The sequence below is a fragment of the Actinoallomurus sp. NPDC052274 genome, assembly GCF_040679475.1.
Taxonomy (GTDB): Bacteria; Actinomycetota; Actinomycetes; order Streptosporangiales; family Streptosporangiaceae; genus Actinoallomurus; species Actinoallomurus liliacearum.
Window position 1 is genome coordinate 14826 of record NZ_JBFAUT010000005.1, and the last position, 14410, is coordinate 29235.

Genomic DNA, 14410 nt, shown 5'->3' on the forward strand with positions numbered 1-14410 from the left:
CGATCGTCAGAGCGAGCGGCCGAGGCTGCGGTTGACCTCCTCGACGGAGAACTCCTTGGGAGCGAATTCGTCGCCCGAGGCCAGGCCCAGCCAGTCGAGCCGCTCCTCGTGTTCCTCGTCGTCCGGATCGGCCAGCGTGGCCTTCAGCGCCTCGTACCCCCACACACCGCCGCAGTCCTCGGGCGGGCACGCCCCCTTGCCCGCGGTGCAGACAGGGCCCGTCACCCCGGCGTCGGCCGAAAGAACCTTCTCCAGGACGATGTCGTGCTCCCAGCCGTCACCGAAGTCGTACGTGTAGCGGATCTTGTCGCCGACCTCGGTGAGCAGTTGCGACAGGCTTACCCGCCGCTCGTCTCGATGGCCGAGCTCGCGGTCGGGGAGTCCGTAGCGCCTCCCGCCGGCGGAGAACGCGTGCAGGTGGTAGTCCTCCCAGCCCATCGCGGCCTGGATCACATCGTGGAGCTCGCCGAGGCTGAGATCGGCGGGTACCTGAAGGCGCCGCCACACCGGTGGTTTCGTCACACCGAGCAGCTGAACCTTGATCTGGTACGCGGTTCCGGAGCGATCTCGGCGACGGGGCGGCACCGGACCGGCGTCCTCCGGGCTGCCCGAGATCAGGCGAAGCACCGGAGCCTGCCCGAACGCCTCCGCCCCCGACGGCATGCCCGCTGGTGGCCCGGCCTGGTTCATCGCCCCGCCGCTCAGCAGCTTGACGAGCCGGGGCGCGGCCGGATGGCCGGAATCCTCCAACATCGGCAGGATCTCGGCCGCCTCCTCGCCGACCTGAGCCTGCAAGAGAGCGGGTAGCAGCTCCACAGGAAGCTCGGACGGCAAGGCGTCGACCACGGTGACCAGTGCGTCCACGGCGATCCATGCCGCATCGGCGTCGGCCGGCTCGGCATCGTCCTGCTCGGCCAGCCAGACCCGGGCGTAGGCGCCGAATCCGTCCTTGGCCGCCCACTCGCGCCACGCGGGTGTCGCCTCCGGGCCGCACTCGTCGGCCAGGGCGAGAGCGGTGAGGCGTTCCTGCCCGGACCTCGATTCGCCGACGGCGAGCAGTTCACGGACGGCCACGACAGGCGTACGGGCCGACAGCCACGGGCGGGCCATCACCGCCGCCACCATGGTGGCGAACCGAGCCAGCGCGTCGACCAGGGCCGCGGCGTCGGCGTCCGCGGGCGGGGCGCTCTCGCGGAACATGAAATCGGTTAGCCGGCGGCCGAGCGGTGTCAGCTCGGCGGTGTCGCCCCGCAGCACGGCGATGCCGAACTCGCCCAGGGCCTGCACCACGTCCTCGGCGTCCACCTCGAAGAGGAGGCCGACGGGAAGCCCGAACGTCCCGCCCGGGTACCCGCCCCGCGACGCGCACGCCGGGCACGAGCAGCCGGGCGAAGCGTCGCCGATGAGCTCAGTGACGGCCGTGCTCAGGTCGCCGAGCGAGGCCACGCCGGCACGTTCGTGCAGGGTGACCAGCGCGGCGAGGTACTCCAGATCCGTCTCCTCGACCTCGTCCGCCAGCCCGAGGGACTCCAGCACGCACTTGATCCAGATGGCCAGCACGGTGTCCGGAGCGCCGTCCGCCCACGCCGTGAGCGCGGGCCCGGCCACCGCCCGGCCGCTAGTCACCTCGATGAACCCGGCCGCGGACGCCGCCGCCCACACCATCATCAGCTCGTGGATGTCCAGAGCGCTGCGCGGCTTGCGCGACGGCGGCTCGATGCCGAGCAGGTCACACGCCTCGACGGCGAGGGCCGGCTTGAGCACCCCGCGCGCGGTGACCGCCCGGCCGGTACCGACCCACTCGGCCAACTTCTGGGCGGTGGCCATCGCCGGGCACCCACGAGCCGCCGAGGCCAACCCTTCGGGCGAGGAGTCCGTCGCAGGTGTGACAAAGCGGCGTGGCATGCGTGCAGCCTACTGGCCATCGCCGGGATGACGCCGGGTCGTACGGCCTCGCCGGTCGAGGAAGGACACGCCTCGAACCGCCCGTCAGGCAACCGGGTCCTTCCGGTGTCCGCCTCCTACAGGCCCCAGCCAGAGCCGCCTGGCCCGAACCGGTAGAGCCGGGCGGCGGTACGCGCGTCCGCGTCCGGATCATAGGGCCGGTCGTTCCGGTCGGGCAGTCCGGGCAGCTTCAGATCGGGCAGCGTGAACCGCAGGTCCGGCGTCTGGAACACCTTGCGCAGCGCGGCGTCGGGAATGGCCGCCGGTCCGAGGACCGCGACACGGTCGACGCCGTCCATCGGGTTCGCCCGCAGCCGCCGGCGCAGGCGGTGAGCGTGGCTGATCCGGCCGAGCTGCCAGGGGGAACGAGGCAGGACGCGCTGTTCGCGCAGGGCGTTGCCGATCTCGGCGACGGCATCGCTGTCGGCGGCCACCGCGGTCAGTACGCCGAGCGGCCTTCCCGCGTCGGGGATCGCGCCGAGCACGGCCGATTCGACCTTGTCCCGGGGCGCGCGCCGGATGACTCTGACCCGGTGCAGGGCGCGCGCGACGGTGATCTGCTGATCGTCGATGAGCGCGAGCACCGCCACCGTCACCACCCGGGCCGGGCCTCCGCAGAGGTAGGCGAGTTCGTAGACACCGAGCTGTGCATGGTCGGTCATGACCACTTCCTCACGGTAGGCGGCCTGCGTGATCGGATGATGGACCGGGCCCCGCGGTTCCGTCGGTAGCCGAACCGCTCCCGTACCAGGGATGGCCCGCGCCATGGGCGCGCCGGGATCACCGGGAAGGCGGCGGATCGAAGAGCACGAACTCGGCGCGTACGGTCTTGCCGGCCGCGGTCGGGTGGATGGTGACGCGGGCGAGTTCTTCGGCGATCCACAACCCGAAGTGACCGACCTCGCCGGGCAGGTCCTGGACGGGCAGGTCGGGTGAGGCGTCCGCGACGTCGAGGACGACGGTCGGCTCGGGCTCGGTCCGTACGGTGACGGTGAGGGTGACCGGGGCGTCCCCGTGGGCGATGGCGTTGGTGACCAGCTCGCTGGTGACCAGGATCGCGTCTTCGACCAGATCGGTGTCCCAGCCGGCCAGGACGGTGCCGACCAGGGTACGGGCGGTGATGACGGCCGCGGGGTCCTCGTCCAGGCGGCAGAACCACTGCCGCTCCCCGTGCGGGGCCTGGACGTCGTTCTCGGCGAACATGGCATGACCTCCATGAGGTGAAGGCCGTGACGACCAGGTCGTTGGACAGGCCCGGCCGCCACGGCGGGGGGTGTGTCAGCGGTCTGGGCAGCCGAGAACCTGGATGATGCGGGCGGCGGCGATGTCGACGTTGTCGACGTGGGCGATCCGGGTGCCGAACGACCAGCGGAACCACCACAGCCCCGCCCGATCCGGAGCTATCGCGATGTCGTCGTTGAGGGGAGCGGCGGACGGGTTCACGACCCGCACTAAGCCCGCTCCTCCCGGCGAAGTGATGACGCGGGCGTACCACCCCACACCCCGCAGCCGCTCCGCGAGCGCTTCGAGGTAGGGGATCCGATCACCGGTTGGAAGATCTTCCCGGGCGTGCTTGCCCGAGACGCGTTTTTCGGCCATTTGCCCCCGTTCCGTAGTTGCATCGTGACAGTATGTGTTCGATCGCACGCTAGACCAAGAGCCGTGATCTCACAAGTGAAGGGACCACAAATGAGCGCGTCACTCGTTCTTCGGCGTCGTCTCGCCGGCGAGCTACGAGCCCTCCGCATGCAAGCCGGCCTCTCGCAGGAGACCGTCGCGGAGTACCTGGACGCCTCCGCGTACAAGATCGTTCGAATCGAGAACGCGCAGAGCTCGATCGGCATGAGCGACCTGCGCCAACTCCTGGCGCTGTACAAGGTCGACGCGGAGACCCGCGAACGCCTCATCGACCTCGGCCGCAACGCCCGCAAACGCGGCGGCTGGTGGTCCTCCTACCGCGACGTCCTCCCCGGCCCGTACGTCCAGCTGGAAGCCGAGGCATCACAGCTCCGCAACTATGAACCAAGCAAAGTGCCCGGCCTGCTTCAGACGCCGGACTACGCTCACGCCGTAGTGCGCGCCTCCGACCCCTCCATCTCCCCCGAGGAGGCAGATCGTCGCGTCACCGTGCGGATGAAGCGGCAGGAGCGACTCCACGAAGACGACGGCCCCCTCGAGCTCAAAGTCCTCGTCGACGAAGCTGTCCTACATCGGTACGCCGGAGGCCCGGACGTCATGCGGAGCCAGTTGGAGCACCTACTCCATACGTCAGAGCGCCCCAACGTCAGCTTGCGGGTACTTCCGTACGAGGCGGGCCTCTACCCGGCGGTGGGGAACCCGTTCGCGATCCTGACTTTCGCCGAGTCTGTTGATCCGGACGTCGTACTCTGCGAAAACCGCGTTGGCGAGCGATACTTCCACGATGCAGATGAGGTCGCAGGCTTCCATGCTGACTTCGCCCAGATGACCAAGGTCTCCCTCAGCGAGGACGCCTCGGTTACGCTCATCAAAAGGGTGATCGCCGAGATGGGTGGGTGAGCGTGGACATCTCTCAGGTGAGCTGGCGAAAGAGCCGCAGGTCGAACACGGAGGGCAACCAGTGCGTCGAGGTGGCCGAGCTAATGGACATCCGGATGGAAGAGCGCCCGGCAACCGGTTCATCGTCCTGACGTTCGCTCTCACTACTACGGCAGCCGCATTTCGTTAGGTGAGCTGGCGGGTATGCATGCTGGGGTTGTCGGCGGAGGCGGGTTCGTTCGTGGTGCCAACGGGCTCTGGCGCGGTTGCCCTGCCCGGGCCGGTCGGCTTGATCAGCCCAATCAATGGATAGCATTCGCCGATACACAACAGGTCCCCTGCTTCAGCCATCCTACCAGCCCGCCAGAAAGCGCCTCCATTGGATCAATATTTCGCCCGGGTAGCGGAAAGGCTTCTTGTCACTGCCGTCGCTGTATCCAGCCGTCCCGAACAAAGCATCGGCCGGCAACACAGAACAGAGAGCTTGACGTGCTGCACTCAACTGCCCTTTAAATTTCGAGAAATCTGCGTCACCATACGCTCACGCTGCGTTAGATCATCATACGCTTCGTTTGTTGGCCTCTGCGATGGAGGTATGTCCCCTGTGAACCGCTTAGTGGCGGGCTAACACCCCCACCTACATCATCGCATCGCTTCGGTCCACCCTCCCCACATCACTCGACTCTGGTCAGTACGACGGTCCAGTCCGGGCTACGGGGGTTCTCGACTCGGTCGAGTTTCCATGTCTGACCTCGGACAGGAAAGGTATCGCCGAGACGAAGGCTGTATCGGTGTTCTTCATCGTCGACGACGCCGAGTCGAACGACAAGTGGATGATCGTCACGTGCATCGACGTGGATTACGCCGAAGCTCCCGATATCTTCATTCGCCAAAATGCCATCCCAGAGGATAATCTCATTGAGAGCCATAACTACTCCAAAGTGCTATAGCGAGGCCGGATACTAGCTCGAAATTCCCCGATCGTTAGAGGTTCGGGATGTTGCTCGTTCCACGGGTTACGTAGATGCACCATGTTATTATCATCGATCTTCGTAACTTCATATGCGTGAGCCTTCTTCAGATCCTTCGGAAGCGGAGGCTCGTTGTCTCGCAAGTCCTTCGTACCCACGAGTATCGGCTTGTGATCACCGAGCTGTTTCTTAAACTCATCGATTAGTTGCCTATCGGAGCTACGCCCATTGATGTCGTAGCCCTTAGGGAACTCAAATGTCTTAGCGGGCCGGCCGGTAAGCTGAGTAAGCAGTTCTGCTCGATCACTAGGATTGCTGCCCTGATTGAGCCGCACGTAGCCTTTGGGAGCCTCGCCACCGTCACCCTGCACTTTCCAACGCTCACCCCACCTCTCCCAGCGCCCATCATCCCAGACCTGGTCGCTTCCTGCGATCGCCTTCTCAAGTATGGGCGACCAAGCGACCCCAGTCGAGGACGAGTCCGCAAACGCCGGTCGATGGGGCTTGTCTTCATAGACGGGCAGATCTGGCGTAACGGTCAGATTTATGATTTGTCCGGTAGCTTCATACCGCATGCGCGATGTGGAATACTTCGCTTCGTTGAGTCGCACTTCATAGTTGCCATCTTCGCCTTCTTTAATGCAATTGCGAATCGCTTCTGGATCGTACGCGGCTACTGCGCCGAGCGTCGAGATAATGCCGCAGTCTCCTAGTCGCCCTTGCTTGGTCTGCTCGCGTGTCGGCTCTCCATCGAATAGCGGAGTGCGCGTACCGTCGGCGCGTTCAAGCGGGTTCCCGTATCGATCGGGGAGCTTCTTTAGCTCCATCTTCGGATCTTGGAAGTCTGGTCGGTCAACAACGCCGTTCAGTTCGCGAGGAGCATCCGTTCTATCGAACCTGGCGGCTACCTGCTTAATACGGTCTAGGAAGCCTCGTTCCACCTCCACATCAACGACGCCGGCTACACGAGCGTTGTCGTCGGACGGTACTTCGCCGGGGATCGCCTTGAACCCTCTGTCTTCGATCTCTCCCTCAGAGCGCGCGTCAACGCTCGTCTTTGTGTCGGTTCCGGCCATGTCTGCGACGCCTACGGGATCTACTTCGGCGCTCGGCTCAGGATCGCGGAGATCTCCACCGCTTCCCTGATTGGCCTTTTCGTCTACGGGATAGGAGCCAAGCTCTGATTCTTCCTTATCGATGTCTGGATGCTCGACCGTAGCGTCAGGTTCCTCGATGAGGATCGGACCGGACTCCGCAGCGGTGGACGAAGAATCAAGCTCGCCTTCAGCAGTTGCAGGAGTCGGCTGATCGGCGGCCTGCGCCATGTCTTCGTTCCAGGAGGCAGGAGCGGTCCTGCGCTCCGCTTGCGGTGGGGATTCTCCGGCGTCGGGTGCTAGCGGGCGGTCCAGAGATCCCTGTCTTTTACCCGTCTCGCCGGCGGGATCACCCTCCGAGCCCAGATCGACGCCGGCAGTGCCAGGCCTGTCACGATCGATTGTTGTGACAGTTGAGCGTTCTTCGCTGACGCCATCACGCTCGACTGCGGCGTCGTTGGCCTCAGTAGCCACCTCACTCGATTCGTTCGTCGCGGAGAAGACGCCGGCCTGCTCATCGATGGGCGCAAGGGATAGTTCGGGGGCCTCCTCAGCATCTTGGTTGGCTGCAGCAGCACCGGCTCTGCTCTCCGCTCGCGAGGGGAAACCATCCTTGCCCGGGCGATCAGGCGGCGGGCGCCGGGATTGATCACGCGGCTCCTCGCTCCTCTCGTCGAACGCATCGGCAGCACGATCAGTCGCCATGGCTTCCGCCTACCACCGCAGCTGTCGCCGTGACCGATTTACCGGCGAGTGGACTTCGGAACGTGTCGGACCTTGGCATCATGAAGGTTATCTCCCGCCCTCCTTGGCGTGCCGCAGCCGCTCGGAGAACACGGCGTGCGCCTGTCGGTACTCACTCTCTCGATCCGCTTTATAAAAAGGCGCTTCATACCCCCCGGGCGGCGCCACACTCAAAGGATCATCTAGATGCTTGACGAATTGGACGTAGTGCGCCTTCGTCTGGCCATAACCATACGCATTGTGATTGGCAGCAATGCGGGCGCGGATGTCCCTCCGGTCGGCGAGGTGCGCGTGGATCACCTTCACGGCGACGCGCACCGCATCGGGGGTCACCCCGTAGTAGACCTTGCCCATTCCCCCTTCACCGAGCACCCCGTGCAGCTCGATACCGCCGAGCGCACGAGGGTCGGTCGGCTTGAGAGGATCCATCGCCACCCGTCCGCCGCCCCGCCGTCGAAGACCGTTCACCCGTTCGCGCGTTCAGGCTATTGCGTCGCGCCCGTTACAGGTGGTTACCGACCAAATCCGGCCATCCATCACACGGGTTTTCGGGCACGCCGCCGGGAAACGGGCAAGAGGCCGGATGGCCGATCGGCGTATTCTTTACCATCTCCCCTACCAAGCCGATGACAAGGATGTCGCGTGCCTGTCGAAGCACCCGCCGATGCCTTCGCGGAGTTCAACCGGAACCTCGACTACGCCCGGAAACTCGTCGAGGGCGGCAGGCGACTCGGACAGCTCCAGGTCGGCGCGTTCGACGTGGACGACCTCTACCGGGCCGCGTGGGTCCAGGCGGTGGCCGCGCTCGACCACTGGATCACCCGCGAACTCATCGACCGCGCGGTCGCCCTCGCCCGGGACCCCTCGGCCGTACGGTCGCCGAAGTTCCACAAGCTCACCATTCCGATCGAGCTTTTCGAGAAGGTTCATTACGACGACAAGCCGCTTGACGAGGTCTTTCGCGCGCACTTCGCGCAGACGTTCGGGTTCATGACGTTCCAGAACCCCGACAAGATCAAAGAGGGGTTCGGCTACGTCAGCACCGTCAATCTCTGGCTGCGCGTCGCCCAGATCCTCGAGCGGCGGCGAACCGACGGCGAGCCGATCACGGCCGACCTGGTCCGGACGAGGCTCAAGGAGATCGTTCGGCGCCGCAACCAGATCGCTCACACCGCGGACCACGACGCCGACTCGCCGACCTCCCGGGCCGCGATCACGGCGGAAGAGGTGATCGCGACCGTCGACTGGCTCGGGACGATGGCGACCGCCATCAGGGAGGCGGTGGGCGAGCCGACGCCCGCCCCCGACTACGACAGCGCCCCCGAAGAGGCCGGCGGGCTCGGCGCGGCCCCGGACGTGACCGAGGAGACCCCGCGCGAGGTGCTCACGCGCGGCACCGGCCGCTGGGACGAGGCGAGCCTGCTCGACAGCATCAAGCGCCACTGCTCTCCCGACGTCGCGGAGACGCTGCTGGCCGTCTACCGGCACGCCGAGAGCCACCCCGCGTTCCGTGGCTACTCCTTCGGCGAAGGCGCCTATCCCTCCGTCACGGCGTGGTTCGACATCGGCGGCGACGAGGCCCCGGTGTGGAGCATCTACACCGGGGTGAGCAAGTCCGTGCTCTCGATCAACTTCGAGTGGATGCGGAGCCGTGGCGCTCCGGTCGAGCGCCTGGAGCGGCTCGCCGACTCCCTCGCCGTGTTCCCCGGCTGGTCCGCCATGCCGGAGACGCTGCGGAGAGACGACCACCGCCGGCGTCCGTCCCTCGGGCCGGCGGCGCTGGCGGGCCCCCTCGCGATGGGCCTCATCACCGGAGCCGTCGACCAGTTCCTCGCGCCGTCCGGACGTGCGGAGAGCCGGTGAAGGGACCGCGCTCATGGTGACCGGAGGTCCGCCCGCCGGGTGGTATCCCGACCCGGGCGGGCGGCCGTACGAACGCTTCTGGGACGGCCGGACGTGGACCACCGGAATCCGCGCCGTGCCCGGCATGCCCGCGTCGGCCTCCCCGTGGCCGGGCCCCGCACCGCCGCCCGGCGCTCCCGGCCGGGCGGCAGCGGCGCCGGCCGCGCGGCCGGCCGTCCCCGGCCGTGCGGTCGTGCCCTCGCCGGGCTCGCGGGCGCTCGTCCGTCCGCCCGGCTCGGCGCGGTCGATGGGGGCCGGGCCGGGGTCGATCATCGTCGCCGTCGCCATGTTGATCCCCGCGGCGATCGGCGCGCTGGCGATCGCCGCGCCGATCGCGTACGGGCTGCACCTCGTCTGGCCGGTCTGGGGAGCGGTGGCCCCGTTCGCCGCGTGGGTGCTCGGCGCGGCCGTGGCTACCTGGCCGGGAGAGACGATCCAGCGCGCCTGGTGCGGCTACCGCGACCCGACCGCCGAGGAGCACCGTCGCCTCACCGAGCCCTCACGCGCCGCGCTGCGGCGCATGGGGCTCACCGCCGGACGGTACCGGCTGATGATCGCCGAGTCGGACGGTCCGAACGCGCCCGCCGTCACCGGCCGGACCGTCGTCATCACCTCGTACGCGGTGACCAGGCTGCCATCCGGCCCGCTGGAGGCCGTGCTGGCCCACGAGCTCGGCCACCATCGCGGCCCGCACGCCGTCCCGGTGCTCTGCCACACCGTCCTGACCCTGCCGATCCGGGCGCTGTGGTGGCTCCTCGCCCGGATCTGGCATCCGGTACGCCGCATGTGGGCGTTCGCGAAACGGTGGCACACGCCGTTCGGGTTTCTGGTGTCGGCTGTGTTCACCCTCGCCGTGGCGTTGATCGTCGTGGCCTCGGCGATCCCCGCCGGGGTCGCCTTCGTCGGCGCGACCCTGGCACGGCTCTCCACCGACCGCGCGGAGTTCCTGGCCGACGCGGCCGTGGTCGACGCCGGGCTCGGCCCGCAGCTCCTGGCGGCGCTGGAGACCGCCATCGAGGCCGGTCACCTCGGCACCGACCGGATCGCGCGGCTGCTCTCCGTCCAGCCCCTCGTCATACGCCGCGCCCAGCGCCTCCGCCGCCACCTCGCGACCTGACGCCGTACTCCCCCGGTGCGGCGACGATGCCGCCCTGACCGCCGACCTCGTCCCCACGCGGGCCGCACGCGGCCTTGCCGTCAGCGTTGCCGGGACAAAACGCGTAATCGGGACGAAGCCCGTCCGCAGCGACGGCGAAGTGACCACAGCGACGGCGAAGCAGGCATAGCGTGGTCCCCCATGGAGAAGTCATTCCCGTCGACTCCGCAGACGCGTGAGAAGGCCCGGAGGCTCGCCGAAGACCTCGAGCGGGACCTCGCCGCGTACCCGGACGAGCGCGACGAGATCATGCTGGAGATGGCGGCGCAGTGGTCCGCCGCCGGCGACGACGACCGGGCGCTGAAGATCTACGACGAGGTCGTGGCGACCGCGTCGGAGCAGGAGCGCGCGCAGTTCGCCATCGTCGAGAGGATCGCGGTCCTCGAGCGCCTCGGGCGGGAGGAGGACGCGCGCGCCGAGATCGCGCGTCTCCCGATGAGCCAGGCGCTGCCCGGTCCGGCAGAGTTGGTGGCGGAGTTCTTCGAGGCCCACGGCGAGCTGAACGATGCTCTCACGTGGTACAACCTGGCCTGCCGAGATTTCCTCGCCGACTCCGTCGAAGAGGACGAGCCCGAGATCGGTTTCGCCGACACCGAGTTGGACGGACGCGCACGCGTGCGGAAGGCGCTCGGGCTCCCGCCCGACGCACTCGATCGACGCGTCGCCGACAAGCGTGCCGAGATCGGGAGGATGTTCGATAGTCTCGCCCGGCGCGGGAACTCGTCACACCACCATTCGACCGGTCTCGGGACATTCTTCGTCCGCGACGACGTGAAGCGCGCCTTCGCCGAAGGTCTGGTCCACGTCGACGACCCCGGAGACGACGACGTGGCCTCCTACTTCCGCCGCGTGGAACGCGGCTGGCGCCACACCAGCCGTGAAGGCGGCGCCACCGGGCTCACGATCCTCCCGACGGCAGTGGACGATCTTCTGCGGTACGCCGAAGAGCATGACCGTGACCCGAAAGATCAGCAGACCCGGATGGACTACACACAGGACCGCGTGCGCGAAGGAGCCCCGACCCTCCACTGGCCGCCGGAACGCAACCAGCCGTGCTGGTGCGACTCCGGCCGCAAATACAAGAAGTGCTGCGGGTCACCGGCCAACCGATGACCTACGGTGGGCCTGGCGCGATCCGTACTTCGATATTGCCCCCAGGGTTGTCGGATGGCTTACTGCTGGTATCGCAGTAAACTCCTGCTGTGTCAGAGGTCTACATGTACGCCGATGAGACCGGCGACCTGGATATGACCGGTTCGATCGGTACGAGCCGTTATTTTGGATTCGAAACTGCCGTATTCCATGGCGATCACGGCCCGGCGCTCATTATGTGCACAAGTCGCCCGTGATCGCGAGATCGTTCTCTGTGTCTGGGATGCGCCGAGCGCTTGGGGCATACAAGTCGCCGACTACGGGCTATGGGCAGTGCAACGGCTGCTGGAAGGCCGTGCATGCAAGTGGTACGACGACTGCGTCAAGCCGACGCTGCAGACCACGTTCATGCCATGGGGAGAGGCCGACCTGTCGTCGTCTCCGGTACCGGGTGGGCGGCCTCCGGGCGGTGGATCCTGACGAGAGGGGTCTCTGCGCGATCGCGTGGTGCGGGCATGACCTGCCCTGGCCGCCGGTCCTGGTCCTCCGACGGGGGACGGGGACCGGTCTGGTAGCCGGGCGGTGGGCCGGAAGCGTACGGCGGGTATTCGCGCGGCGGTTCGACGGCCGGTGGGGTGGCCCATCGCGGCGGGCCCGGCACGGCCGAGGGCCGCGCGCGACGTCACCCTCTGGGGAACGGCGGCTCCCTCGGCGATCGAGGCGGCGGTGGCGGCGCGCCGCGACGACGACTGGGCCGAGCGCCTGACCGAGGCCGTCGTCGATCTGTCGAACATCGGCGGCCTCATCCGCTTCTTCGCCCCCGCCACGGAGTGATCCTCAATGGTGGCCGTCGAGGCCGCGCCGCTCGGCCAGGCGCTGCTCGATCGATGCCCGGTAGAAGCGGAGCCGGCCGGTCGGGGTCGCGGTGTACGGAAGCAGGCCACGGTACGCCCATGACGTCACCGTCGAACGCGCCACTCTGAACAGTCGCGCCACCTCGCTCGTGGTCAGCCACTGTGGAGTCGCAGTGGTCTTGTCCGTCACGGTTTCCAGCATAGGACGCGCCGTGGAGCGTTATGATGCGGTTCGCGGACCGGGCGACGCTGTCACGGGCGCGGGATGTTGCGCAGGTTGGAGCGGGCGAGCTGGACCATGCGGCCGACGCCGCCGGTCAGCACCAGCTTGCTCGTGGTCGTGGCGAAGCCGGCCAGTTGGCGGCCGGTGATGCGCGGCGGGATCGACAGGGCGTTCGGGTCGGTGACCAGGTCAACCAGCGACGGACCGGGGTGTGCGAGGCTCTCGCGGAGCGCGTCGCGTACGTCCCGCGGGTCCTCGACGCGGACGGCGTGTGCCCCGGCGGCGCGCGCGATCGCGGCGTAGTCGGTGTGCGGATAGGTGGTCGCGTACGGCGGGAAGCCCCCGACCATCATCTCCAGGTCGACCATGCCGAGGCTGGAGTTGTCGAACAGGACGACCGTCACCGGCAGGTCGTAGGCGACGAGCGTGAGAAGGTCGCCCATCAGCATCGAGAAGCCGCCGTCGCCGGACATGCTGACGACCTGCCGGCCGGGGTCGAGCAGTTGCGCGCCGATCGCCTGGGGCATGGCGTTGGCCATCGAGCCGTGGCTGAACGATCCGATCATCCGGCGCCGGCCGTTCGGGGACAGGTAGCGGGCCGCCCAGACGTTGCACATCCCGGTGTCGACCGTGAAGACCGCGTCGTCGGCGGCCTCCTCGTCCAGGATCGCGGCGACGTACTCCGGGTGGATCGGCCGGTGGTGCTCGACGTCGCGGGTGTAGGCGGTGACCACTCCTTCGAGGGCGTCGGCATGCTTCTTCAGCATCCGGTCCAGGAACCGGCGGTCGGTCTTCTCCCGGACCCGCGGGATGAGCGCGCACAGCGTCTCCCGGACGTCTCCCCAGATCGCCACGTCCAAGCGCGAGCGGCGGCCCAGGTGCTCGGCCAGGATGTCGACCTGGGCGGTGCGCACGTCCTCGGGCAGGAAGGCGGTGTAGGGAAAGTCGGTGCCCAGCAGGATCAGCAGGTCGGCCTCGTGCATCGCCTCGTACGCGGCGCCGTAGCCGAGCAGGCCGGACATGCCGACGTCGAACGGGTTGTCGTACTGGATCCAGTCCTTGCCGCGCAGCGCGTGCCCCACCGGTGCCTTGACGCGCTCGGCGAACTCCATGACCTCGTCGTGCGCGCCGGCCGTGCCGCGCCCGCAGAACAGCGTGATCGCCTCGGCCTCGTCGACCAGCCGCGCCAGCTCGGCGATCTCCGCGTCGCCGGGGCGTACGGTGGGCCGCTCGGTGACGATGGCGACGTCGCCGTCCGGGGACGGCGCCTCCTGCCCGGCGACGTCGCCCGTCACGCTCACGACGGAGACGCCGGACCGTCCGATGGCGTGCTGGATGGCGGTGGTGACGACCCGCGGCGTCTGCTCCGGGGTCGAGATCAGCTCGGAGTAGTGGCTGCACTCGGCGAACAGCCGGTCCGGGTGGGTCTCCTGGAAGTACGCTGTGCCGATCTCGGCGCTGGGGATGTGCGCGGCGACGGCCAGCACCGGCGCCATGCTGCGGTGGGCGTCGTACAGCCCGTTGATGAGGTGCACGTGGCCCGGCCCGCTGCTGCCCGCGCACGCGGCCAGATGGCCGGAGAGCTGCGCCTCCGCGCCCGCGGCGAACGCGCCCGTCTCCTCGTGGCGTACCTGGACCCAGTCGATCGCGGCGTTGCGGCGTACGGCGTCGGTGACGGGATTCAGCGCGTCCCCGACCACGCCGTAGAGCCGCCGGACGCCCGCGCGTACGAGCAGGTCGACGAGTTGCTCGGCCACCGTTCGCTTGGCCATCGCTCGGTCCCCCCGGTTGAGCGGCGGCCCGCCGGGTGGTGATCGATCTCGGCCGAGTCGCCTTGGCCCTCGTACCAACTGTGCCCCGGTCCGCGACGATGCACACGAGCGGGGCCGCGGCGGGGCCGCACACCGTCGGTC

General features: G+C 68.0%; 16 protein-coding genes. 7 read left to right on the plus strand and 9 right to left on the minus strand.

Annotation, left to right across the window (positions count from 1 at the left end):
* Positions 1 to 6: 6 nt before the first annotated feature.
* The 4 genes from AB0K82_RS05935 to AB0K82_RS05950 all read right to left on the minus strand — a co-directional run bounded on the left by AB0K82_RS05935 (position 7) and on the right by AB0K82_RS05950 (position 3543).
* On the minus strand, positions 7 to 1827 hold the full coding sequence (locus AB0K82_RS05935; RefSeq protein WP_364393260.1) for a plasmid pRiA4b ORF-3 family protein: 1821 nt from the start codon (positions 1825 to 1827) through the stop codon (positions 7 to 9).
* Between the two features lie 194 nt (positions 1828 to 2021).
* Positions 2022 to 2606, minus strand: a complete 585-nt coding sequence (locus tag AB0K82_RS05940) for a TIGR04222 domain-containing membrane protein (RefSeq protein ID WP_364393263.1) — start codon at positions 2604 to 2606, stop codon at positions 2022 to 2024.
* Positions 2607 to 2724: 118 nt separating this feature from the next.
* The gene (locus AB0K82_RS05945) at positions 2725 to 3147 is read right to left on the minus strand and encodes an ATP-binding protein (RefSeq protein WP_364393265.1); all 423 of its coding nucleotides are present in this window, start codon (positions 3145 to 3147) and stop codon (positions 2725 to 2727) included.
* A gap of 75 nt (positions 3148 to 3222) precedes the next feature.
* Entirely contained in the window at positions 3223 to 3543 is a 321-nt protein-coding gene (locus AB0K82_RS05950) for a hypothetical protein (RefSeq protein ID WP_364393268.1), read from the minus strand.
* A gap of 90 nt (positions 3544 to 3633) precedes the next feature.
* On the opposite strand from AB0K82_RS05950, the gene AB0K82_RS05955 reads away from it, so the two are divergent.
* Together AB0K82_RS05955 and AB0K82_RS05960 are read left to right on the plus strand one after the other, a co-directional pair.
* Complete coding sequence (locus AB0K82_RS05955) at positions 3634 to 4482, plus strand: helix-turn-helix transcriptional regulator (protein WP_364393270.1); 849 nt, start codon at positions 3634 to 3636, stop codon at positions 4480 to 4482.
* A gap of 17 nt (positions 4483 to 4499) precedes the next feature.
* Positions 4500 to 4613, plus strand: a complete 114-nt coding sequence (locus AB0K82_RS05960; protein ID WP_364393708.1) for a DUF397 domain-containing protein — start codon at positions 4500 to 4502, stop codon at positions 4611 to 4613.
* A 522-nt stretch (positions 4614 to 5135) separates the two neighbouring features.
* Here AB0K82_RS05960 and AB0K82_RS05965 read toward each other — a convergent pair.
* From AB0K82_RS05965 to AB0K82_RS05975, 3 genes are all read right to left on the minus strand, one after another.
* The gene (locus tag AB0K82_RS05965; RefSeq protein WP_364393272.1) at positions 5136 to 5390 is read right to left on the minus strand and encodes a DUF6406 domain-containing protein; all 255 of its coding nucleotides are present in this window, start codon (positions 5388 to 5390) and stop codon (positions 5136 to 5138) included.
* A 2-nt stretch (positions 5391 to 5392) separates the two neighbouring features.
* Complete coding sequence (locus tag AB0K82_RS05970; RefSeq protein ID WP_364393274.1) at positions 5393 to 7231, minus strand: C2 family cysteine protease; 1839 nt, start codon at positions 7229 to 7231, stop codon at positions 5393 to 5395.
* Positions 7232 to 7318: 87 nt separating this feature from the next.
* A complete protein-coding gene (locus tag AB0K82_RS05975) occupies positions 7319 to 7699 on the minus strand; it encodes a hypothetical protein (protein WP_364393276.1) in 381 nt (126 codons plus the stop codon).
* Between the two features lie 213 nt (positions 7700 to 7912).
* Between AB0K82_RS05975 and AB0K82_RS05980 the strand changes: the two genes are divergently transcribed.
* From AB0K82_RS05980 to AB0K82_RS06000, 5 genes are all read left to right on the plus strand, one after another.
* On the plus strand, positions 7913 to 9133 hold the full coding sequence (locus AB0K82_RS05980; protein ID WP_364393278.1) for a hypothetical protein: 1221 nt from the start codon (positions 7913 to 7915) through the stop codon (positions 9131 to 9133).
* Positions 9134 to 9146: 13 nt separating this feature from the next.
* Positions 9147 to 10289 carry a M48 family metalloprotease gene (locus AB0K82_RS05985; RefSeq protein WP_364393281.1) on the plus strand — a complete coding sequence of 381 codons (1143 nt, stop codon included), beginning with the start codon at positions 9147 to 9149 and terminating at the stop codon, positions 10287 to 10289.
* 180 nt (positions 10290 to 10469) lie between these two features.
* A complete protein-coding gene (locus tag AB0K82_RS05990; protein WP_364393283.1) occupies positions 10470 to 11441 on the plus strand; it encodes an SEC-C domain-containing protein in 972 nt (323 codons plus the stop codon).
* An 89-nt stretch (positions 11442 to 11530) separates the two neighbouring features.
* Complete coding sequence (locus tag AB0K82_RS05995; protein WP_364393285.1) at positions 11531 to 11677, plus strand: hypothetical protein; 147 nt, start codon at positions 11531 to 11533, stop codon at positions 11675 to 11677.
* A gap of 373 nt (positions 11678 to 12050) precedes the next feature.
* Complete coding sequence (locus tag AB0K82_RS06000) at positions 12051 to 12254, plus strand: hypothetical protein (RefSeq protein WP_364393287.1); 204 nt, start codon at positions 12051 to 12053, stop codon at positions 12252 to 12254.
* 3 nt (positions 12255 to 12257) lie between these two features.
* On the opposite strand, the gene AB0K82_RS06005 is transcribed toward AB0K82_RS06000, so the two are convergent.
* The gene (locus AB0K82_RS06005) at positions 12258 to 12464 is read right to left on the minus strand and encodes a helix-turn-helix domain-containing protein (RefSeq protein WP_364393289.1); all 207 of its coding nucleotides are present in this window, start codon (positions 12462 to 12464) and stop codon (positions 12258 to 12260) included.
* Between the two features lie 62 nt (positions 12465 to 12526).
* Positions 12527 to 14269 carry a pyruvate dehydrogenase gene (locus tag AB0K82_RS06010; RefSeq protein WP_364393291.1) on the minus strand — a complete coding sequence of 581 codons (1743 nt, stop codon included), beginning with the start codon at positions 14267 to 14269 and terminating at the stop codon, positions 12527 to 12529.
* Positions 14270 to 14410: the final 141 nt, after the last annotated feature.

What these genes read in the sequence shown, in the direction of transcription:
- AB0K82_RS05935 (WP_364393260.1), bottom strand. Translation starts at nt 1,827, where the DNA reads ATGGCCACCGCCCAGAAGTTGGCCGAGTGGGTCGGTACCGGCCGGGCG.
- AB0K82_RS05940 (WP_364393263.1), bottom strand. Translation starts at nt 2,606, where the DNA reads ATGACCGACCATGCACAGCTCGGTGTCTACGAACTCGCCTACCTCTGC.
- AB0K82_RS05945 (WP_364393265.1), bottom strand. Translation starts at nt 3,147, where the DNA reads ATGTTCGCCGAGAACGACGTCCAGGCCCCGCACGGGGAGCGGCAGTGG.
- AB0K82_RS05950 (WP_364393268.1), bottom strand. Translation starts at nt 3,543, where the DNA reads ATGGCCGAAAAACGCGTCTCGGGCAAGCACGCCCGGGAAGATCTTCCA.
- AB0K82_RS05955 (WP_364393270.1), top strand. Translation starts at nt 3,634, where the DNA reads ATGAGCGCGTCACTCGTTCTTCGGCGTCGTCTCGCCGGCGAGCTACGA.
- AB0K82_RS05965 (WP_364393272.1), bottom strand. Translation starts at nt 5,390, where the DNA reads ATGGCTCTCAATGAGATTATCCTCTGGGATGGCATTTTGGCGAATGAA.
- AB0K82_RS05970 (WP_364393274.1), bottom strand. Translation starts at nt 7,231, where the DNA reads ATGGCGACTGATCGTGCTGCCGATGCGTTCGACGAGAGGAGCGAGGAG.
- AB0K82_RS05975 (WP_364393276.1), bottom strand. Translation starts at nt 7,699, where the DNA reads ATGGATCCTCTCAAGCCGACCGACCCTCGTGCGCTCGGCGGTATCGAG.
- AB0K82_RS05985 (WP_364393281.1), top strand. Translation starts at nt 9,147, where the DNA reads ATGGTGACCGGAGGTCCGCCCGCCGGGTGGTATCCCGACCCGGGCGGG.
- AB0K82_RS05990 (WP_364393283.1), top strand. Translation starts at nt 10,470, where the DNA reads ATGGAGAAGTCATTCCCGTCGACTCCGCAGACGCGTGAGAAGGCCCGG.
- AB0K82_RS06010 (WP_364393291.1), bottom strand. Translation starts at nt 14,269, where the DNA reads ATGGCCAAGCGAACGGTGGCCGAGCAACTCGTCGACCTGCTCGTACGC.